19 protein-coding genes, 2 tRNA genes and 1 rRNA gene are annotated in these 21,504 nt (G+C 48.1%); 2 read left to right on the top strand and 20 right to left on the bottom strand.

What is annotated here, in order from left to right; genetic code table 11:
• The 20 genes from CYJ37_RS26280 to spoIIE form a co-directional block, all read right to left on the bottom strand.
• Nucleotides 1-70: ribosomal RNA gene (locus CYJ37_RS26280) — 16S ribosomal RNA — on the bottom strand; the annotation flags it as partial.
• Between the two features lie 447 nt (nt 71-517).
• Complete coding sequence (gene lysS / locus CYJ37_RS26285; RefSeq protein WP_101553002.1) at nt 518-1,975, bottom strand: lysine--tRNA ligase; 1,458 nt, start codon at nt 1,973-1,975, stop codon at nt 518-520.
• Between the two features lie 235 nt (nt 1,976-2,210).
• Nucleotides 2,211-3,203 carry a tRNA dihydrouridine synthase DusB gene (dusB, locus tag CYJ37_RS26290; RefSeq protein ID WP_101552974.1) on the bottom strand — a complete coding sequence of 331 codons (993 nt, stop codon included), beginning with the start codon at nt 3,201-3,203 and terminating at the stop codon, nt 2,211-2,213.
• A 30-nt stretch (nt 3,204-3,233) separates the two neighbouring features.
• Nucleotides 3,234-3,449, bottom strand: coding sequence for a helix-turn-helix domain-containing protein (locus CYJ37_RS26295; protein ID WP_009796137.1), 216 nt, complete (start codon nt 3,447-3,449; stop codon nt 3,234-3,236).
• Complete coding sequence (gene folK, locus CYJ37_RS26300; protein WP_101552976.1) at nt 3,401-3,928, bottom strand: 2-amino-4-hydroxy-6-hydroxymethyldihydropteridine diphosphokinase; 528 nt, start codon at nt 3,926-3,928, stop codon at nt 3,401-3,403. Before folK ends, CYJ37_RS26295 begins: the two co-directional genes overlap by 49 nt.
• Before the next feature lie 2 nt (nt 3,929-3,930).
• Nucleotides 3,931-4,290: a dihydroneopterin aldolase gene (gene folB / locus CYJ37_RS26305; RefSeq protein WP_009796139.1), complete on the bottom strand. Its 360-nt coding sequence runs from the start codon at nt 4,288-4,290 to the stop codon at nt 3,931-3,933.
• Nucleotides 4,283-5,119: a dihydropteroate synthase gene (gene folP / locus CYJ37_RS26310; protein ID WP_101552978.1), complete on the bottom strand. Its 837-nt coding sequence runs from the start codon at nt 5,117-5,119 to the stop codon at nt 4,283-4,285. The genes folB and folP overlap by 8 nt, the downstream gene beginning before the upstream one ends.
• Nucleotides 5,116-5,991, bottom strand: coding sequence for an aminodeoxychorismate lyase (gene pabC / locus CYJ37_RS26315; RefSeq protein WP_101552980.1), 876 nt, complete (start codon nt 5,989-5,991; stop codon nt 5,116-5,118). Before pabC ends, folP begins: the two co-directional genes overlap by 4 nt.
• 2 nt (nt 5,992-5,993) lie before the next feature.
• Nucleotides 5,994-6,584: an aminodeoxychorismate/anthranilate synthase component II gene (gene pabA, locus CYJ37_RS26320; RefSeq protein ID WP_009796142.1), complete on the bottom strand. Its 591-nt coding sequence runs from the start codon at nt 6,582-6,584 to the stop codon at nt 5,994-5,996.
• Nucleotides 6,581-7,996 (bottom strand): anthranilate synthase component I family protein, encoded by a 1,416-nt coding sequence (locus tag CYJ37_RS26325; protein ID WP_142385328.1) that lies wholly within the window; start codon nt 7,994-7,996, stop codon nt 6,581-6,583. The genes pabA and CYJ37_RS26325 overlap by 4 nt, the downstream gene beginning before the upstream one ends.
• A 127-nt stretch (nt 7,997-8,123) precedes the next feature.
• A complete protein-coding gene (cysK, locus tag CYJ37_RS26330) occupies nt 8,124-9,047 on the bottom strand; it encodes a cysteine synthase A (protein WP_022543210.1) in 924 nt (307 codons plus the stop codon).
• 221 nt (nt 9,048-9,268) lie between these two features.
• Nucleotides 9,269-10,159 (bottom strand): peptidyl-prolyl cis-trans isomerase, encoded by an 891-nt coding sequence (locus CYJ37_RS26335; protein ID WP_009796145.1) that lies wholly within the window; start codon nt 10,157-10,159, stop codon nt 9,269-9,271.
• A gap of 24 nt (nt 10,160-10,183) precedes the next feature.
• Nucleotides 10,184-11,062 (bottom strand): Hsp33 family molecular chaperone HslO, encoded by an 879-nt coding sequence (hslO, locus tag CYJ37_RS26340; protein ID WP_009796146.1) that lies wholly within the window; start codon nt 11,060-11,062, stop codon nt 10,184-10,186.
• 27 nt (nt 11,063-11,089) lie between these two features.
• On the bottom strand, nt 11,090-11,869 hold the full coding sequence (locus tag CYJ37_RS26345; protein WP_165352714.1) for a type III pantothenate kinase: 780 nt from the start codon (nt 11,867-11,869) through the stop codon (nt 11,090-11,092).
• A gap of 247 nt (nt 11,870-12,116) precedes the next feature.
• A complete protein-coding gene (gene ftsH, locus CYJ37_RS26350) occupies nt 12,117-14,105 on the bottom strand; it encodes an ATP-dependent zinc metalloprotease FtsH (RefSeq protein ID WP_009796149.1) in 1,989 nt (662 codons plus the stop codon).
• A 143-nt stretch (nt 14,106-14,248) separates the two neighbouring features.
• Nucleotides 14,249-14,794, bottom strand: a complete 546-nt coding sequence (hpt, locus tag CYJ37_RS26355) for a hypoxanthine phosphoribosyltransferase (RefSeq protein WP_009796150.1) — start codon at nt 14,792-14,794, stop codon at nt 14,249-14,251.
• Between the two features lie 22 nt (nt 14,795-14,816).
• Nucleotides 14,817-16,205 carry a tRNA lysidine(34) synthetase TilS gene (gene tilS / locus CYJ37_RS26360; RefSeq protein WP_009796151.1) on the bottom strand — a complete coding sequence of 463 codons (1,389 nt, stop codon included), beginning with the start codon at nt 16,203-16,205 and terminating at the stop codon, nt 14,817-14,819.
• A gap of 211 nt (nt 16,206-16,416) precedes the next feature.
• Nucleotides 16,417-17,409 carry a serine/threonine protein kinase gene (locus CYJ37_RS26365; protein WP_009796153.1) on the bottom strand — a complete coding sequence of 331 codons (993 nt, stop codon included), beginning with the start codon at nt 17,407-17,409 and terminating at the stop codon, nt 16,417-16,419.
• Nucleotides 17,378-18,115, bottom strand: coding sequence for a vWA domain-containing protein (locus CYJ37_RS26370; protein ID WP_009796154.1), 738 nt, complete (start codon nt 18,113-18,115; stop codon nt 17,378-17,380). The genes CYJ37_RS26365 and CYJ37_RS26370 overlap by 32 nt, the downstream gene beginning before the upstream one ends.
• 89 nt (nt 18,116-18,204) lie before the next feature.
• Nucleotides 18,205-20,682 (bottom strand): stage II sporulation protein E, encoded by a 2,478-nt coding sequence (gene spoIIE / locus CYJ37_RS26375; RefSeq protein WP_101552983.1) that lies wholly within the window; start codon nt 20,680-20,682, stop codon nt 18,205-18,207.
• A 332-nt stretch (nt 20,683-21,014) separates the two neighbouring features.
• Between spoIIE and CYJ37_RS26380 the strand changes: the two genes are divergently transcribed.
• Nucleotides 21,015-21,088 (top strand) — tRNA-Met (locus CYJ37_RS26380).
• Nucleotides 21,089-21,104: 16 nt separating this feature from the next.
• A tRNA-Glu gene (locus tag CYJ37_RS26385) sits at nt 21,105-21,176 on the top strand.
• The last annotated feature ends 328 nt before the right edge of the window (nt 21,177-21,504 follow it).

A 21,504-nucleotide genomic window follows, 5' to 3' on the forward strand; every position in this document is an offset into this window, starting at 1 on the left:
TCCGCTCGACTTGCATGTATTAGGCACGCCGCCAGCGTTCGTCCTGAGCCAGGATCAAACTCTCCATATAAGAGTAAGATTTAGCTCTGATAAAAAATTAAGATTAACGTTGACGTTTTTATTCGTTCAGTTTTCAAAGAACAATCTTTTTGTTGTCGCTCATTAGGCGACTTAACTATCTTATCATAACCAAGTTAGTGAGTCAATAGTTTTTTTTATTTCTTTTTTTCGGCTTGCTTGCTGTCTTGCAGCAACAGATATTAATATACCACCTATATAAGAGGTGCGCAATACATTTTTATTAAAAATATACACCATTATTAAAGAAAAACTATTCTTATTTTTCCGCTTTTGCTTAGCGTGGACACTTGCAGGCCAGGAGCTAATTTTTCTCTCTTAATTGTCCGCTCCCGCTCTTAAAAACCCCATTTCCTTCTATAATAAAAAAGCTGGAGGCAGGCCCGGTTGATCGGGTCTGCCTCCAGCAGGCAAAAAAGCTGCGGCCTTATTTTTTCTATTAACGGTGGCGCATCAGCGGGAACAGCAGTACATCCCTGATGGAAGGGGAATTTGTCAGGAGCATGACAAGGCGGTCAATCCCGATTCCCAGTCCTCCTGTCGGCGGCATACCGTATTCAAGGGCTTCAATAAAGTCATCATCCATCATATGCGCCTCATCATTTCCTTGCTCGCGCTCTTTCAGCTGTGCTTCAAAGCGTTCGCGCTGGTCGATAGGATCATTCAGCTCCGTGAAGGCATTAGCGTGCTCACGGGCAACAATGAATAATTCAAAGCGGTCAGTGAATCTCGGATCCTCTTCGTTCTTTTTCGCAAGAGGGGAGATCTCAACAGGATGCCCGTAGATGAATGTAGGCTGAATCAGCTTTTCTTCTACTTTCTGTTCAAAGAATTCATTGACGATATGGCCATATTCCATTGTTTCTTTGATTTCTACATTATGTTCCTTTGCAAGGGCCTGGGCCTCTTCCTTGCTCATCTGTTGCCAGAAGTCTACACCAGTATGCTCCTTGATTGCATCAACCATATGAAGTCTTGTCCATTCCGGCTTTAAATTCACTTCATAGTCACCGTATTGGACAGTCGTAGTTCCAAGGACTTCTTCAGCTATATGCGCAACCAGGTTCTCGGTCAGGCTCATGATATCGCGGTAATCTGCATAAGCTTCATAAAGCTCGATCATTGTAAACTCTGGGTTATGCCTTGTAGAAACACCTTCATTACGGAATACGCGGCCGATTTCATACACTTTCTCCAGCCCGCCCACAATCAGGCGCTTTAAGTGCAGCTCGATTGCGATACGCATATACAGTTCCATATCAAGAGCATTGTGATGGGTAATGAACGGGCGTGCAGATGCTCCTCCTGCGATTGAGTGCATCATTGGCGTTTCCACTTCAAGATAGCCGTGGCTGTCCAGATAGCGGCGCATCGATTGGATGATGCGGCTTCTTGTAATGAATGTCTTTTTGCTTTCCTGGCTCATGATCAGATCCAGGTAGCGCTGGCGGTATCTTTGCTCAACATCCTTTAAGCCGTGGAATTTCTCAGGCAGCGGACGCAGTGACTTGGTCAGAAGCTCGAATGCCTCCACCTTGATGGAAAGTTCGCCAACCTTTGTCTTGAACAGTGTGCCTGTTACGCCGACAAGGTCGCCAAGATCAGCACTGTTAAAGATTTCATAGCTTTCTTCCCCTATAGCGTCCTGTCTTACATAGATCTGGATCTGGCCCTTAAGGTCCTGGATGTGTGCAAAGCCCGCTTTTCCTTTTCCGCGCTTTGTCATGATCCGGCCGGCAAGAGTGACAGAAATATTCTGTTCTTCGATTGCTTCTTTCTCCTGTTCGCCATACTCATCAATCAAATCCTGGGACTGATGGGAACGCTCAAATCTCTTACCGAATGGATCCATTCCTTTTTCCCGCAGGCTGTTCATTTTTTCCCTGCGGACTCTCATTAAGTCATTTAACTCTTCACGGCTTTCGCTCACGGAAAATCATCTCCAATACTGATCTTTTTATGTAAACCCTCATTCAGGAACATCAGGTTTGTTTTGTATACTTCTATTATTTTACACAATTGACGTGAAACAGACATCATAAATGCAGAAATAGCGAAAAACTGCCAGCAAACCACTGGCAGTTTCTAATTATAACAAAAGTGTTTCAGATAGAGAAGAAAATGATAGCATGTTAGCCTGCCTGGATTTCCTTGGCTTCCGCATCAAGAGCAAGCGCATTAAGGAGAGTTACAAGCTCTTCTCTTGTATTGCATTCATTGACTGCATTGCGGGCCTTGCCATTCCCTCTTATTCCCTTTAGATACCAGGCCGCATGCTTTCTCATTTCGCGCACAGCGATATACTCGCTCTTCAGGGCAATCAGGCGGTCAAGGTGAAGGATGCATACATCTATTTTTTCACGCACAGATGGTTCATCCATCAGCTGCCCCGTTTCGAGGTACTTAACGGTACGGTAGATCATCCACGGATTCCCGAGTGCAGCGCGTCCAATCATAACGCCGTCCACCCCTGTTTCTTCCAGCATTCTTTTCGCGTCCTGCGGAGTCTGGACATCGCCGTTTCCAATCAGCGGTATGGAGATACTCTGCTTCACTTCTTTAATAATATCCCAGTTTGCCTGGCCTTCATACATTTGTACACGCGTCCGTCCATGAAGGGCAACTGCCTTTCCTCCGGCACGTTCGACAGCCTGGGCATTGCGCACAGCATATATATGGTCATCGTCCCAGCCCATCCGCATCTTAACGGTTACAGGCTTTGAAACAGCCGCTGTTACAGCCGAAACCATTTCATAAATTTTATCGGGATCCAGCAGCCACTTGGCGCCGGCATCACATTTGGTGATCTTCGGAACCGGACATCCCATATTGATATCAATGATATCAGCGTTTGTATTTTCATCTACAAACTTGGCGGCTTCAACCAGTGTATCTTTTTCTCCGCCAAAAATCTGCAGGCTTAAAGGCTTTTCCCGCTCATCTATATACAGCATGTTCATCGTCTTTTCATTTTTCATGACGATTCCTTTATCGCTGATCATTTCGGCACAGACGAGGCCTGCCCCGAATTCTTTAACGGTCAGGCGGAAGGCTGAGTTGCAGATTCCGGCCATCGGCGCCAGGACAACAGGATTCTTCATCTCAATGTTGCCAATCTTAAGCATGTCGGTACCTCCTGTTTCTTTCAATCTCTATTAGTCAATCTCCTGTGTCGGAGTTAATTCTTCAATGCTGATTTTCAATACATGCGCTACCTGGACGATGAAATCATCAGCGGGCATACGATTGCCCCTTTCAATTTCGCCAAGTACAGAGACTGAGACACCCAGCTCCTTCGCAAAGCTTTCCTGTGTAAAACCTTTTAATTTTCGAAAAGCCCGAATACGTCTTCCCCATTTTTCTGCTTCCATATTCGCACTCCTTCTCTATCAGGTATTTCCTCCAGCAATGCTTCAAGAGGCGTGTCCATTACCGGAACATCCGTTCTCTCCCCTATTTCAGCAAGAGGCACAATGACAAATGCCCGTTCCTTCATTCGGGGATGAGGAATGATAAGGTCCTCTGTTATCATATTTTCGTGATTATACAGCAGAATGTCAAGGTCTATAGTGCGCGGACCCCACCGGATATCCCTTTTTCTGCCAATCTTCTGCTCGATGGACATGCATGTTTCCAGCAATTCATGCGGCGATCTGTCTGTATCTGCAGCTATGACCATATTTAAGAATTCCCCCTGGTCCTCGTAGCCGACCGGATCTGTTTCATAAATGGAAGAATAACTTGCCAAATCTATTCCAGGATGCTCTGAAAGCATTCGGATGGCTTCCTTGAGATTCGCCGCTCTGTCCCCCATATTGGAGCCCAATGCGATAAATACCCTATTTTCCACGCTTATCGTCCCCTTGTAATTTCAACTGCTACAGAATCATAGTGGCCAGGGATCGGCGGATCCGGCTTGATGACTCTGACGGTTACTGAGCTGATTGCAGGGAACCGCCCCAGCATCTCAGCAGATATTTTTTCAGCCAGCGCTTCTACGAGTTTGAACGGCTTTCCTTCAACAACCTCTTTGCAGACCTGATAGATCTCTCCATAATTGATGGAATCCTCGAGATTGTCGCTTTTACCCGCTTTCTCTAAATCCGTCTCTACAATTACATCAACAGCAAAACGCTGTCCTAGCTTTGTTTCTTCGGGAAAAACACCATGATAGCCATAGAATTTCATATTATTTAAATATATTTTATCCATGCAGCTCCCCCTTCCCCATCAGGGCATCCATCATTTTCGCCAGACGGCTCATCTCCTTTACATCATGGATCCTGATGATCTGGCAGCCTTTTTGGATGCCATAGCAGACGGTTGCCCCTGTTCCTTCCACCCTTTCCTCCACAGGGAGATCAAGGATGGTGCCGATAAAAGATTTCCTTGAGGTACCTAGAAGCACCGGATAACCGAGACTGGTGATTGTGTCAAGATTCCTCATCATCTCAAGATTGTAAGGCAGGTTTTTCGCAAACCCGATTCCCGGGTCAAGAATGATATTTTCCTCTTTAACCCCCGCATTCCTGGCAATATGGATGCTTTCATACAGATCATTGAGCACATCTCGGACAAATACGGAATAATCCCCGTTTTCCCGGTTGTGCATCAGGATGATGGGTACCTCAAGCCTTGATGCCGTTTCTGCCATCTTAGGGTCCTTCTTCGCCCCCCACACATCGTTGATGATGTGGGCGCCCGCGCTGATGGCTTCTTCTGCCACAGCCGCTTTATAGGTATCGATCGAGATTGGCAGAGGCACTTCCTTCGCAACTGCCCTGATCACCGGAATCACCCGCTCAAGCTCTTCTTCTGCAGAAACCTCGTCAAAGCCCGGCCTTGTCGATTCCCCGCCAACGTCAATGATATCAGCTCCGTTAGCAGCCATCTCCAGCGCATGCTTCACCGCCTTGTCAGCATCAAAGTATTTTCCTCCGTCAGAAAAAGAGTCGGGGGTCGCGTTCAGGATCCCCATCACTAATGTTTTTTTTCCATAGTCCAGCTCATATGGCCCGCAATTTATGATTTGTCTGTTCATCTCTGTCCCTCCATTAGAAGTCCTTCTCGTCCCCATAGATGACTGCTGTATTTCCTGTACTCTTTGTGCAGCATTCCGGCAAGACGGCCGGCGCCCCCTGGAAAAGAAACACCGGCAAAGCTTGCGGCAGGTGCAATCTCCTGAATGGAGTTGGTAACAAACACTTCGTCTGCACGCATCATTTCCTCTGCCTGATAAAAGCCTTCCTGCACCTGCAGGCCATTTTTTTCGGCAAGCAGCAGCACAAATTGCCTGGTGATGCCGTTCAGGATGCCCGTTTCCAAGGATGGGGTATATAAAATATTCCCTTTCGTCCAGAAAAGATTAGAGACAACCCCTTCAGCCAGAAACCCTTCTTTTGTCAGAAAGATCCCTTCCTGTCCAGGTGTATTCCCAAGCTCTCTTTTAGCAAGGATGTTGTTCATATAGTGGTGGGACTTCAGCCGTTCATCCCCCTCTGGCGTATTGCGCCTCATTTTGAGGAGGACCAGCTGTTTTTCCGCCATTTCCCCCGCTGGCGGCAGCGGCCGTGCAAAAAGGATCGTCTGGGGGCTGCTGTAAACATCAGGGGGGAGGCCAAGCTCTTCAATGCCTGCAGATACATTCAGCCTTACATTGGCATTTGTGCAGCCATTCCGTTCCAGCACCATGCTGATTTTCCCCGCTAGTTCCTCTCTTGAAAAAGCAGCCTCGATATTGAGAGTGCTGAGCCCCCGGTTAAGCCTGTCCAGATGATCATCCAGCAGAAACGGATGGCCATCATATACCCTGAATGTTTCGAAAAGCCCCATTCCGTAGAGAAAGCCATGGTCAAAAGGCGAAATCACCGCTTCTTCAGCTGAAATAAGCCGGTCGTTTATTAAAATATGCATACTTAAGCCCCAACCATCTTAGCATTTTTATAATGGGCGATGAAGTTGCTTAATAGTACTTTCCCCGACTGTGTCATGATGGATTCTGGATGGAACTGGACACCTTCTGCACTCAAGGTTTTATGGCGGATGGCCATGATTTCGCCTTCCTCTGTCCATGCAGAAATTTCAAAGCAGTCTGGCAGGGTTTCTTTTTTCACAATCAAAGAGTGATATCTGGTTGCCGGGAAAGGGTTCGGCAAACCGGCAAAAATGGTTTTGCCGTCATGGTAGATTTCCGAGGTTTTCCCATGCATCAGCCTTTCTGCCTGCACAACATCCCCGCCGAATGACTGGGCAAGAGACTGGTGACCAAGGCAGACGCCAAAAATGGGGATCTTTCCTGCAAAATGGGAGATCGCTTCCAGGCTGATTCCTGCTTCATTCGGGCTGCAGGGTCCTGGGGAGATCATCAGAAAAGAAGGGCTGGCTGCTGCAATGTCCTCCAGTGCCGCCTCATCATTTCTTTTTACAACCAGCTCTTCTCCCAGTTCCCCCAAATATTGAACGAGATTATAGGTAAATGAATCAAAGTTATCAATCATATAGATCATATCAGATGCTCCCCGCCATTCTCGGCCAGCTCCTTCGCCTTCCAGAGGGCCATCGCTTTTTTGAGTGATTCTTTATATTCATGCTTCGGATTGGAGTCGATGACAATGCCGGCTCCTGCCTGCACATGGGCCTTGCCGTCTTTTACGAGCATGGTGCGGATGACGATATTCAGCTCCATATCCCCGTTGAAGCCGATCCATCCGATTGATCCTGTATACAAGCCCCTTCTGACAGGCTCCAGCTCTTCAATGATCTCCATCGTCCTGATCTTCGGCGCCCCGGTAATCGTCCCGCCGGGAAAAACAGCATCTATGACATCATAGGGAGATTTGCCTTGTGCGAGAACTCCCCTGACATTGGAAACAATATGCATCACATGGGAGTACTTTTCAATCACCATGAATTCATTCACTTCCACTGATCCGTATTCGGCAACACGGCCGAGGTCATTCCGCTCCAGGTCTACAAGCATGACATGCTCTGCCCGCTCCTTCTCATTCTGGATCAATTCCTCGGCAAGCCTCAGGTCCTCCGCTTCATCGGCCCCTCTCGATCTAGTGCCCGCTATCGGCCGCGTGCTGATCTCCTGCCCGTTCTTCTTGACCAGCAGCTCAGGCGAACCGCTGACAATCTGGTAATCAGGTGTATGGATAAAAGCCATATATGGCGACGGATTGAGCTGGCGGAGCTGGTCGTACACATCAATCGCTTCGACACCGATCGGTCTTGTCTGCCTAACCGACAGATTAACCTGGAATACATCCCCCTTGGAAATGTAATCCTGAATCCTGCTTACCGCTTCCTTGAATTCTTCTTCTTTCATTGATACTTCAAGATCTTCGCCAGCCTGTGTTTTTTCCGGGATATGAAGGGCAGGAACAGTGCCTGTCCAGCGGCTCACCCAGTCATCCGCCCTTTTTTCAATACGGCCGGCATCAACTGAGGAATCATATAAAAACAGAAGCCAGAGTTCCTCCTCTTCATGATCAAAGACAAACCATTCCCTGAACAGAAAAAAATGGACATCAGGAAGCTCTAGGTCGTCTTCTGACCAGACCGGGAGCTTTTCAACATATCTTGCATAATCATAGCTGATATATCCAATTGCCCCTCCCTGGAAGTCCGGCAGCTCTTCCAGCCTGTCAGCTTCATAGCGGCCCATATATTCCTTCAGGCAATGAAGCGGATTACCTTCCAGCAGCTCTGTGCCTGCTTGGGTTACAGCCTTAAGCTGCACGCCCCGGCCAGTCAGGATCACTTCCGGGTCAAAGGCTGCCATGCTGTACCTTCCGCCACGTCCGCTCTCCAGGAGGACATGATTCTCTTTGCCTGCAGATAAATGACGGTAATGCTGATAAAACTCTGTATATGTATAAGCAGTTCTCCTGCTGTAGATTGACAGCTTCTCCAAACTGAACACTCCCATCCCAATAACTACTTTTCATCATACATGATTTGGAGCCGCCAGGACAGGTCCTCTGCTCTTTGTAAAAGCAGAAAAAAAACAGCAGCCGGGCGGCTGCTGCTCTTTGTATCTTCTATTCTTCGAACTGGTACAGCGGTGTGCTCAAATAGCGCTCCCCATTGCTCGGGATGATGGCAAGGACTTTCTTGCCTTTTCCGAGCTCTTTGGCAACTTTGAGGGCCGCATAGATGGCTGCACCTGATGAGATTCCACCCAGGATTCCCTCTTCTTTTGCCGCACGGCGGGCATATTCAAAGGCATCATCATTCGTTACCTTGATTACCCCGTCATATACTTCAGTATCAAGGATATCCGGTACAAACCCGGCGCCTATGCCCTGGATTTTGTGAGGGCCCGGCTTCCCGCCGGAGAGGACCGGTGAATCTGCGGGCTCTACCGCATAAATCTTAACTGAGCCAAACTTCTCCTTAAGCACCTCTCCGGCACCTGTGATCGTTCCGCCAGTGCCGATTCCTGAGATAAAAGCGTCGACCTGATCCATCTGTTCAGCAATTTCCTTTCCTGTTGTCCTTCTGTGGACCTCTGGATTGGCTTCGTTCTTGAATTGCTGAGGCATGAAATAGCCATGCTCCTTCGCCAGCTCTTCAGCCTTGCGGATCGCTCCTCCCATTCCCTCAGGCCCTGGAGTGAGCACAAGCTCCGCTCCATAAGCGCGAAGAAGATTGCGGCGCTCCATACTCATCGTTTCCGGCATGACGAGGATGGCCTTATAGCCTTTCGCTGCTGCGACCATCGCCAGTCCGATCCCGGTGTTCCCTGAAGTCGGTTCGATGATTGTATCACCGGCTTTCAGATTCCCATCCTGTTCAGCAGCTTCAATCATGGCAAGCGCAATCCGGTCCTTGACGCTGCTGCCTGGATTCATATATTCCAGCTTCAAGTAAACATCAGCACTATTGTCATCTGTCAGCCGGTTCAATTTGACGATCGGGGTCTGCCCGACCAATTCTGTAATCGAGTTTGCTACACGCACCATTTACATCCGCTCCCTAATCCGAGTATTTTTATTGGTTTTATAAAAAACTTAACAGCGCAACAGAGAATTGTCAATCAATATGCAGTCAAATCGACCCTATTTTTTAGAATTTTCTTTTAATAAAGGAGCCTTGGAATTCACTATGTAGTATTATATACCCTCATGCCTGCCTTTATGTTGCGGATAAACAAAAACGGACAGGCTGCCTGTCCGTTTTCATCCTATTGCTTTTCTTCCTGTTTATCATAGAAAGAGTCGACCTTGATTTCATTCCAGAAAGGTTTGGCCGAAGCTGGGGTGTCCATCTGCTCGAGAGCGACCTGCCGGCGGATTTGGTTTTTCACATCCTTGAAAGCATAATTGCGTCCATCCAGATGCTCATGCAGCAGGATTACTGCATACCCGTCCTCTACTTCAACCGGTTCACTCCATTCCCCTTCTTTCAGCTTTGCCGCTTCATCAATGAAATCCTGTGAAAAGCGCTCATCCTCTTCGCTGATGAAGCCAGTTTCCCCGCCCTGGTTTGCCGTGAATTCATCAATCGACCTCTCCATGGCCAGTACCGGGAAGCTGGAGCCATTTTCAAGCTCTTTTATGGTCTGTTCAGCTTCCTTTTTTGTTTTAACGACAATTTGGGAAATATGATAGGAATCCGGAACCTGAAAAAGACTCTTATTTTGATCATAATAGTCCTTCATTTCCTCTTCAGTCACCACAACATCCCTTGTCAGCAGTTCCTCCAGGAGCAGGCTGTATTTAATCTGCTCCTTCCACTTGCTTTCATCAAGCTGCTGCAGCCGGTTGCCCTGGTACATGGTTTTGACCAGCGTGAGCTCCCTTTCGACCGCATCCTTTGATACCTCAACATCGTATTTCTCCGCCATGGCTCCGATCACTTTCTGGTCAATCAGATCATTCAGCACTTCCTTGCCATAGCGCTGCTCCATTTCGTTCAGCCATTCTTCTCTCGTAATTTTATCTTTTCCGACCTCGGCCACTGTTTCCCCGCTGCCGGCAAACAGCACAGCTGGCCTGATAGTCAATAATAAGATAAAAATGATGTTCAAAACGAACAGGCTGGCAATAATCAGCCAAAGATGCTTTTTTTTCACAGTTTCCTCCCCCAGAAAACAGCTTTATACCGCTTCGCTTTTTAGTGCCTCAAGCTCTTCTTTTGAGTAATGGTATTTTTCGTTGCAGAAATGGCATTGGGCTTCTGCTTCGCCGTCTGTATCGATCATATCCTGGATCTCATCCCTGCCCAGGCTGATGATGCTCGTTGCAAACCGCTCCTTGGAGCATGTGCATTCAAAGGATACTGGCATTTTTTCCAGAATCTTGACATTTCCCTCTCCAAGAATCTCATTCAAGAGCTCTTCCGGTGTAAGGCCTTTTTCAATCAGCTTGGACACAGGAGGAATTTCCTTCAGCCTGTTCTCAATTCTTGTAATTGTCTCTTCATCTGTTCCTGGAAGGAGCTGAAGAATGAACCCTCCAGAGGCAAGAATCGTATTGTCCGGATTTACAAGAACACCGACTCCGACAGAGGAAGGAAGCTGCTCAGACATAGCAAAATAATAAGTGAAATCCTCTCCAAGCTCACCTGAAACGATTGGCACCTGTCCTGTGAAATGCTCTCTCATCCCGATGTCCTTGACGACAGTCAGCATGCCATCAGTACCGACTGCCCTGCGGACATCCAGCTTCCCTTGCTCATTCAAGTCGAAATGGGTCTGCGGATGTGTCACATAGCCGCGGACCTCTCCCTTAGAATTGCTGTCAACCAGGATTGGGCCAAGCGGGCCGCCGCCTTCAATTTTGATGGTCAGCTTTTCCTCGCCTTTCAGCATCGCCCCCATCATCACACCTGCAGTCATTGCCCTGCCAAGAGCAGCAGAAGCCGTCGGCCACGTGTAATGCCTTCTTTGCGCCTCTCCCACCGTATCTGTGCTGCGGGCAGCGTACGCACGCACCTGTCCATTAAAGGCAAGCGCCTTAATCAAATAATCTTCCATCTTGTACTCCTTTCAAAGCTGTATTTCCTATTTCTTTATACTTTCCCTATTTCGTTTATAAATTAACTGTAATCCTTTCAATGTTAAAAACGGGTCGACAATGTCGATCATATTTGATTCCTGGGCAATCAGATTGGCAAGTCCACCGGTGGCAATGACCAATGGATTTTCATCACTCTGGTCCTTCATCCTCTTCACGATGCCCTCTACCTGTCCAACATATCCGTACACAATGCCTGATTGCATGGCGGCTACCGTATTCTTGCCGACAATATGTTCAGGACGGGCAATTTCTATCCTCGGAAGCTTAGCGGCCTTTGAATATAATGCCTCAGTCGAAATGTTGACGCCTGGTGCAATTGCTCCGCCCATATACTGCTTATCAGCATTAATATAGCAGTAAGTTGTCGCAGTCCCAAAATCGACGATGATAAGCGGTCCTCCATACTCATGGATGGCTGCAACTGCATTTACAATCCTGTCAGCGCCCACCTCGCGCGGATTTTCATACTTGATATTAAGACCGGTCTTAATGCCGGGGCCAACGACAAGGGGCTTATGATGAAAGTACTTCTGGCACATTCTTTCAAGCGCAAACATGATCGGCGGCACAACCGAAGAAATAATGATGCCATCTATGTTAGAAAATGAGAGATTCACATGCTCAAAAAGAGATTTCACGATCATCCCATATTCATCTTCTGTTTTATTCCGGTTCGTCTCTATTCTCCAATGGTGCTTCAGCTCTTCGCCATCATATACACCAAGCACAATATTTGTATTTCCCACGTCAAATACAAAGATCAACATTCTCACCACTTTTATAATTTTTCTAACACAAACACACTGCCAACATCATATCACAACTCCTGCCGAATCGTAATAGAAAAAGACCTGCACCCTGTCCTTGCCCGCCAGGAGATCCTGCATGCCTGAAAACAGACGCTGCTGCTGAGCCTGTGCCCATTTAAAGATACCCTTATTGTTTCCCAAAAAGCAAAAAGCTGACTCAGGCGGCCAGATTGTGGCTTTCCTGAGTCAGCTTCTTTATCGATTATAGGTCGCGCTTTTCGTCAGCGCTGCCGGTTGGGCCGGCATCATCCTTCGGTGCAACCGGATCATTTGAATCTGCCGGATGGATTTCCTTCACAGCATCTTCATCTTTCTTGATGTTGATATTGACCTTCACATCATCTGTGCTTGCGTCGATCACTTTGCGGTCAGGCAGCTTGCCATTGTCCACAAGGCTCTTGATCTGTTCAGCATCAAGAGTTTCAACTTCCAGAAGTGTGTTGGCAATCAAGTCAAGCTTATCGCGGTTTTCTGTAAGGACTTTTCTTGCTTTTTCATAACACTCTTTAATGATGCGCTGGATTTCCAGGTCGATTTCGTAGGCAATCGCATCAGAGTAGTTCTGCTCGTTGTTGAAGTCCCTGCCAAGGAACACTTGGCCCTGGGACTGTCCGAACTGAAGCGGTCCGAGCTTATCGCTCATACCGAATTCAGTCACCATTCTCCTGGCAATGCCGGTTGCGCGCTGGAAGTCATTGTGCGCGCCTGTGCTGACTTCGCCAAAGACAATCTCTTCGGCAACACGTCCGCCCAGGAGGCCGACAATCTTATCCAAAAGCTCCGGCTTCGTCATGAAGTATCGGTCTTCCTTCGGCAGCATGACGGCATATCCGCCAGCCTGGCCGCGTGGAACGATGGTTACCTTATGGACCATTTCAGCCTCATCCAGCATGACACCGATCACAGTATGCCCGGCTTCATGGAATGCCACGATATTTCTTTCTTTCTTGGAAATGACGCGGCTTTTCTTGGCAGGTCCGGCTATAACTCTGTCCGTCGCCTCATCAATATCGGTCATATCGACTTTTTTCTTATTCTGGCGTGCCGCGACAAGGGCAGCCTCATTCAATAAGTTTTCAAGGTCGGCACCTGAGAAGCCTGGCGTCCTTGCTGCAATAGCCTTCAGATTTACAGACTCATCAAGCGGCTTATTGCGGGCATGTACCTTCAGTACTGCTTCACGTCCATTAACGTCCGGACGGTCAACAGTGATCTGGCGGTCAAATCGTCCCGGACGCAGAAGGGCCGGGTCAAGAATATCCGGACGGTTCGTTGCGGCTACGATGATGATTCCTTCGTTAGCCCCGAATCCATCCATTTCAACAAGCAATTGGTTCAGCGTCTGTTCGCGCTCATCATGGCCTCCGCCAAGTCCGGCGCCACGCTGGCGTCCCACTGCATCAATCTCATCAATGAATATAATACACGGTGCATTTTTCTTGGCGTTCTCAAACAGGTCACGCACACGGGATGCACCGACACCAACAAACATTTCAACGAAATCGGAACCGCTGATCGAGAAGAACGGTACGCCTGCTTCACCGGCAACAGCACGCGCCAGCAGGGTTTTACCGGTACCCGGAGGTCCGACCAGAAGCACCCCTTTAGGAATTCGGGCCCCAAGATCCGCGAATTTGCGTGGATCCTTCAGGAACTCGACGACTTCTACAAGTTCTTGCTTTTCTTCATCCGCACCAGCAACATCCTTGAAGCGGACTTTCTTTTTTTCTTCACTATAAAGCTTGGCTTTGCTCTTGCCGAAGTTCATGACCCGGCTGCCGCCGCCCTGTGCTTGATTAAGCAGGAAGAAGAACAGGATGAAAATGATGATGAACGGAATGATGCTAGTGAAGAATGTTACCCAGCCGCTCGTTTCCTTGGCAGGCTGTACATCCACCTTCGCATTGGCTGCCGCCTCATCTATGCGGTCCAGCAGATTGTCGCTGTTCCATACATATGTGATAAAGAATTTATCTTCATCATAGCCTTCAAGCTTGCCCCGCACCTCAAATACCCCGCGCTCAGGCTGCATTGAAAGCTCTGTTACCTCGCCGCTGTCCAGGTAACCGACGAATTCGTCATAAGATATATGGTCTGTCGGCTCATTGTTGCCGTTAAAGAAGCTGACAACGCCTATAATGACTAAAAAGATTAATAAATAAAAGATGGTATTCCGGAAGATCCGATTCATCCCTTACCTCCTCCCACGGTAAACAAACTATATTGTATAGTATCATAGTAAATCATGCCAATTCAAGAAATTACACTTTTGAAAACCGGGCTGGTCCATGCTTTTAGCAAGGCTTGTCATAAACCTCTCACATATAGGATTGCTTAATCATTGTTTGTGTATACTTCAGGCTTCAAAACCCCTATATATGGAAGGTTGCGGTATCTTTCCGCATAGTCAAGGCCATAGCCAACCACGAATTCATCCGGAACGATGAACCCTACATAATCGGCTTTGATATCTGCCTTTCTGCCGGTCGGTTTATCCAGAAGAGTGACAATCTTGATGCTTTTTGCTTTCCTGTAGCGGAACAGTTCAACCAGATAGCTTAGTGTCAGGCCGCTGTCGATGATGTCTTCAATGATCAGGATGTCCCTGCCTTCCACTGAAGTATCCAGGTCTTTCAGGATTTTGACTTCTCCGGAAGAGACTGTTGAATTGCCGTAGCTGGAAACGTCCATAAAGTCCATCTCAAGATACGTATCAATGCGCTTCAAAAGGTCTCCCATGAAAGGCATTGCCCCTTTCAGGACGCCGATTGCCAAAGGATAGCGGTCCATATATTCCTCAGTCAGCTGCTGGGCAAGCTCTTTAGTCTTTGCCTGGAGTTCCTCTTCGGAAATTAGTACTTTTTCGATATCGTTTTTCATGAATAGTGTGCCCCCTAGAAGATCAATGCTTTATATATGTTAAAAAAATATTCCTGGTGTCAGAACCTGCAGGCAGCATATAAGCAGATTTGCTCAATCCGGGAATCCAGAGGATTTCCCCGCTGCTGTCAGTCACGATGGGCCAGCTGTCCCGTTCATGCAAAGGGATTTTCCTGTCGATAAAAATAGATTTCACTTTTTTCGTCCCGTTCATTCCTTTTATCGTCATTCTGTCCCCGGCTTCGCGGGTGCGGACAATAAGCGGAAAATGCACATTATCCCTGCTGACTTCAAAGCAATTCAGATCTGCCGTTCCTCTATGATCTCCGCTCTCTCCTGCCAGTAGGGCACCGGCGCTCGGAAGCTCGATTTTTCCGGGCTGATTTATCTCAAAACGATAGGCTTGCACCTCAGAGTGGCTGTACCTGAAGTGGCAAAAGCCGTATGATCGCACAATTTTTAAGCCGTTTGGGAAATCAAGTGAACCGGAAGGATGAGGATTGTTCAATATTGAAAATATCTTCTCAATATGTAAGGCGGATAATGATGCAGGCCTCTCTTGATAGAGATAGTTTAATATTAGTTGAATACCTCTCCTTTGTAAAGGCATTGGCATTAGCATGAAGCGTTCTGCATCAATCGTGATTTCGGCATCTTCCTTCTTCTTCATTACTGTATTCATTTCCCGGGCCGTTAATTCCTGAAGGAGCTGTTCATCGCCGCGCAGCTCTTCGCTGAAACGCTGAAAATGAACATGGGCCTGCGGGTTTTCCGACTTCAGGAATGGCAGGACGTTTCTCCTGAAACGGTTTCGGCTGTAAACATCCTTTTCATTGCTCGGATCTCTTCGGGGGTCCAGCTCATTGCTTAAACAATACTCTTCAATCTCTCCCCGCTCAAGGCACAGGAAAGGACGGATGATCTCCCCGCCGCCAAACGGACGGGAGAAAGGGATCCCTGATCTTGCTTCCCCTGTGCTGCCTCTTGTCAGCCGCATCAGGATGGTTTCCATCTGATCATCCCCATGATGGCCGAGTGCCAGGTATGATGCCCCTGATGCCTTCATGGCCTCTTCAAAAAAGCGGTACCGGCATTCGCGCGCCGCCGTCTGGGAGCTTTTACCGGATTCCTTCATATATGCCGATACATCCTCCCTCCTCATCTCAAACGGAATGTTCCGCTCTTCACAAAAGGATTGGACAAATCGGGCTTCCTGATAGGATTCCTCACCCCTGAACATATGGTCAAAATGAATCGCCGCGGGTTCAGCTCCCCACACCTTGCGTTTTTTCCACAGCAGGTGGAGAAGTGCAAGGGAATCGGGGCCTCCGGACACGCCTACAAGCACCTTTTTGCCTTCAAGCCGCACACCATGATGCCGAAGGAAAGCTTCGGCTTTTGCATCAAGCATAATAAATTCTTCCTTACCTGAAAAATCTATAGTCCCTTATACCCCTGGTGATGGGTGAATAACCTTATTGAAGGAAACTACTATATTAAGAATAGCATCTTTGCCTGCAATCTCCAAAGCATAACCCTGATGGAATGCATATTGCATCCAGGGGGCTTCTGCCTGCTCCATTATGTACGTATGCACAAGCGAAAAGTTTCATCATTTTTCTTTAGACCAGCTGTCCATAAATATAAACGAAATAAAGGACTGAAATAACAAAGACAATGAGCACCGTTTCCAGGAATCCGCCTTTCTTCTTCTGATCCTTGGCTCCCTGCCTGGTCCGTGAGGGGGCTGGCCGAGGACCGGCAGCCTGGTTCCTGGCTGCACTCCGCCTGGCCGTGCGGCTTTCAGGCTGCCCCGCTGCAGGCAATGCAAGAAGCTCTTTCCTCATTTCAGCAGCGGATGCATACCTTCCCTCCAGTGCCTTCATGAGCATAAGCTCATATTTCATCAGCTCTTTGTTCTGTCTGATCATATCCCTGAGCTGGCCGATGCCACCTGCAGTCTTATTGAACCGCTTAGGATAATATAGATTAATCAGCACCATTGCAGCAGCGAATAAGTCATACTGCGGATCGGCCTTCCTTGTACCAAGCCCCCAATATCCGCGGTCGTAAAACTCAGTAAATTCCTTGATTGCCCTCCCTTTGATGGTTGTACCGCCCACATCGATGCAGCGTATCCTCGGAGGAGGGGAAGTCACTATCAGGTTTTCCGGCTTAAGATCGCCAAACACCCATCCGCTCTGATGAAGCTTTTCCAGATCGCTGAGCAGCTGGGAAAGAAGCACTTCTGTCCAGGAAGGACCTTTTTGCCGGATGAAGCCGAGCAGATCAGGTCCGTGTATGTATTCCATTGCATAAAAGGAAATCCGGGCATCCTTCCTCTCCCAGTCATCGACATCAAGCAAAGAAGGCCCGAGGGCAGAACCCTGGACCTTGGCAAAGGATTTGAGCACATTTACTTCAGAGGTAACGGACATTCCATTATCACTCATCTTTAAGGCAACCTGCTGATTCCGGCACTGGGCAAGATAGACGATCCCATTCGCCCCCCAGCCAAGCTCCCTTATAATCGTATACCGGTTGCGATGCCATTTCCCTTCGATAATCGTCCCAGGGCTTACTTTACATAGACTCTTCAATGTATTGTTCATCATCACGGGAAAGCAAGCTCCTTAGTGAACGTTTTTTCTTGAAATAGCTTAAAGCTTCACGGATTGCCGGCCCGGTAGGGGTGATGCCTCCTGTTGACAGCTTTGAAAAAATGCTTGTCAGTGATTCGAGCCTTGGCGTCCAATCCAGCAGTTTTTCGACATCATTCTTTTTCCCGGGAAATACAAAAACTGCAAAACGGTTATCGCCAGAACGGGCATTCAAGCTCAAAGACAAATCGAGAAGGGCTTCCTTGACCGTCGGGAGTTTATGCTTCATGCTCGCACTTGTATCGACGAGGACCAGCACCTCAAGCTCGACTGTTTCCCCAAGCTCATCTACAACCTCCATGACCTCTCCCCTTTTTTCCGGCGGAAGGTCTTCAACCGTCTGGGAGCCGCCCAATATTTGCTGGAGCTCCTTATTCACCACACCCTGGAGTGTTTGCGTCATTGCCTTTCTCGTTACCATCTGGACCGTCTGGGATAACGCCTGCGAGTATACGACCTGGCTTACCCCGCCCCCGGAGAGGGCAATCCCGTCAATTTCATTCATGCCCCGTTCGTCAATGACATCCTTCTCCATTACTCCGATGACATTTACCGTAATGCCCTGTTCTTTCGCCAAAGCTGACATGGCCACAGGATCTTCGCCCTGATTGGAGCAGCCGTCTGTAATAAGCAGAATCTGTTTCAGTGTTCCGGTCTTCATATAATCTCCCCTCCTGTTCCTTATTGGTACCATTTTCGACGGAACAGGACGGAAATATACATGTTCGGAGGAAGAGAGGGACAAAATAATCAGTTGGCTTTTTGGCGCAGCTTCTGGACCGGGATGGAAGCCCATTTTGGCGTATTATGCTTTATTTTGGATACTACCACAGTCATATCATCCTCGATCAGGCCTGAACGAGACCTGATGACCTCCTCCATGATCAGGTCGGCTATTTCCTGAGGATCCTCTGTTTTCAGCTCATGGATCTTCCGCTTCATCCACAGGTCATAGTTTTCCACATGCTTTGGACCTTCAAAAACACCATCGCTCATCATGATCAGGAGATCGCCTGCCTTCAGCTGCTCACTGACCACATCCACCTCGAATTCCTGCAATATCCCCATCGGCAGATTGCTTGCCTGAACCTTGAGGACCTTGCCGCCTCTCTTAATGAAGCTTGGTGTCGATCCAATCTTCAGGAACTTGGCTGCTGCATTTTGCAGATCGACCATGGCCAGATCAAGAGTGGAAAAGATTTCGTCCGTCGTCCTCAATGACAGTACAGAGTTGACCGACTTAATCGCCACCTTCTCCTCTATCCCTGATTGAAGAATCTTTTGAAGCAGCTGGAGGGTTTCCTTGCTCTCAATATGGGCCCTTTCGCCGTTCCCCATCCCGTCGCTGATGGCAATGGCATATTTACCTCCTCCAAGCTCGATGGTCGAGTAGCTGTCACCGGAAATCAGCCCGCCATCCTTTGCTGCATGGGCCACCCCGGTTTCAACCGCATAGGCTTTAGCCGATCGGAAAGTCACGTAGCAGCTGCCGCTTCCAAATGTGGAACACTCCTCTGAATTGACAAGAATGGTTTCTCCCAATATATCTGACAGCATCGGGGCTATCAGTTTTTCACACTCGCCGTGCCCCCTGCAGTAGGGGATCGTCATATCAATATCGACATTCCCCTGCTCCAGGCTGTAAATCTCCACCTGTTCGATCTGGATGCCAAACCCCTGGAGTGCGTCGAGGATGGACTCCTCCTGCTTATGATGATTTTCCCTCTCCCGCTGGATTTCTTTCGCAAAATCGCCCATTACCTCTGACACGCCCAGCAGCTGGTCTGCCACAAGCCTTCTGCTCTCCTGAACCTGCTTTTTGAGCTTCAGATTTGCCTGATAAAACGTCAGCTCCTGATGCATCGTTTCCAATACCTTTTTAGAGCGGGTGCAATGTTTTTCCCACTCCCTTGTCAGCCTTCCGGAAACGGTCCCCTGCTGGGCATCCATTTCATGCATAATTTCCTTCATATATTCATAGGTTGTATCAAAGTTCCTTGCCCAGCAATGATCTTTCTTGAAACAGGTCTGGCATGTTTTCTCCGTGACATTGCTCAGGAAATAATCCATCTCCCTTTCCTCCCCATCCCAATCAATGGGATTATCATGGGAAGAGAAACTTTTGGACAGAGCCTGGAATACAGTCGAGAATTGGGCAACGCGCTGGGCTGTAACGTCCCGCATCTTCCGCATATACTGCTGCTGCTCAGCCGCATACTCTGGGGTCCCCGGTATATGCCTGGCAAGCTTCCCTGTCAGTGCCTGCGGGGTCAGGAAAAATAAGACCGTTGCTGCACCAGTCTCCAGAACTGTTTTCAGCAAGGTACCCGTTCCTTCCCCATACATCCCGATTAATAAGGTGGCAATCAGCAGTCCGCACGCTACGCCAAGCTTTCTTCCTTCCTTCAGCAGGCCGCCCAGGAGGCCGGAGAAAGCAAGAAGGCTCATATGATAGAAACTAGAAACATTCGCCAGGCTGAAAATCAATCCGGTCACCACCCCGACTGTTGACCCGACCGTTGCGCCTGCAACAAATGCAAATAATAGAACCAGATATCTGGATAATATATGTTCAACAGACAGGTCATACACCGACCAGCCGATCGTTCCGGTCATGACTGAGGCTAGCATGATGATCAGGCAGACTATTTCCTCAGTTTTCAAAGACTGCCTTCTTTTTGATATGCTGAGCAATGGCAGGCTCTGCAGGAAAATCAGAGTAAGGATAAAGCCGAGGCTTGCTTCCACGCCGGCCATCATCGCATCATAAAGCGCCAGCTGTCCTGAAACAATATAAGCTTCTGCAATCTTCCCGATCGCCAATACGAAAAATGTATAGACCGGCAGGGCCCTTACTTCATTTTTCAGCCACTTTTTAGAAACCCGGAAGGCGAAGAGGAATATAAAGCAGATTCCAAACACTGATGCTGCATTCATCATAGATAAAGTGAATGCACCGGCAGTAAGCCCAATCAGGGCCAGCGGTGCCTTATCCCTCTTGATCAGATAGACCGCTGCAAAGAACGGCAGGCTGAAGGGCGTCAATTTCGCCAGGATGAGCGCCCTTCCCAAAAGAAATCCGATCAATAGAAGGATATAGCCCTTTTTGATAAAAAAGGTCTCCATCTTCATCTGGAACTTGTGAAGGCCTTTTGCCAATTCGAGCTTCGATCCGTTGAAATCAACTTCCCCAGCAGGATCCATTACCGTCTGTTCCGCCTTTTCCATTTATTCCACTCCCCGTATTTGTATCGTTGCTGATTATTATAAAATTGGTTATGCATAAAAGTTTGTCAAAAGAGGAGACAAGCCCATGTTTTTCTTTCGACGGCTTTCCTCCTAATAACAAAAAAGCAAACAATATAATGGAAGATAATCCCTAAAATATAATTTATGTTTTGAATATTCACTCAAAAAGAGGTTGATAATGCCTTGAAAGCGCGATTTGCCCGCCAAAAAAAATTGGCGAACCGAAAAAAAGGAGAACCGACATTTTTCTTTTAAAATATTATTGACACCACGGTCAATCCTTTGTATTATATTCCTTGTGCTTATATTATGGCGGTGTAGCTCAGCTGGCTAGAGCGTACGGTTCATACCCGTGAGGTCGGGGGTTCGATCCCCTCCGCCGCTATCCTTATCTTTAATACGGCCCCTTGGTCAAGCGGTTAAGACACCGCCCTTTCACGGCGGTAACACGGGTTCGAATCCCGTAGGGGTCATCTGAAATGCGGAAGCGGCTTGCTCAGAGCCGACAAGCTTAAGAAAAGAAGGCTGGAAGGTTGCTTTTTACCTTCTGGCCTTCTTTTCTTAAGACCTCGAGGCTCTAGCCGCTGGAGCTGGACAAATCGAAGTGCGCAGGCGACTGTTTAGGTGCGACAAGCATAAGGCGCTTTAGAATTGAAGGCGTTCTTTGCCTTCGGTTCTAAAGTGACTTATGACCTCGAGCACCTAGGAGCCGCAGCTGGACAATGAAATGCGGAAGCGGCTTGCTCAGAGCCGACAAGCTTAAGACGCCTCAGAAATGAAGGCGTCTTTTTAGTTCTATTT

It is taken from the genome of Bacillus sp. UMB0728 (genome assembly GCF_002858875.1).
Lineage (GTDB): Bacteria > Bacillota > Bacilli > Bacillales > Cytobacillaceae > Bacillus_AB > Bacillus_AB infantis.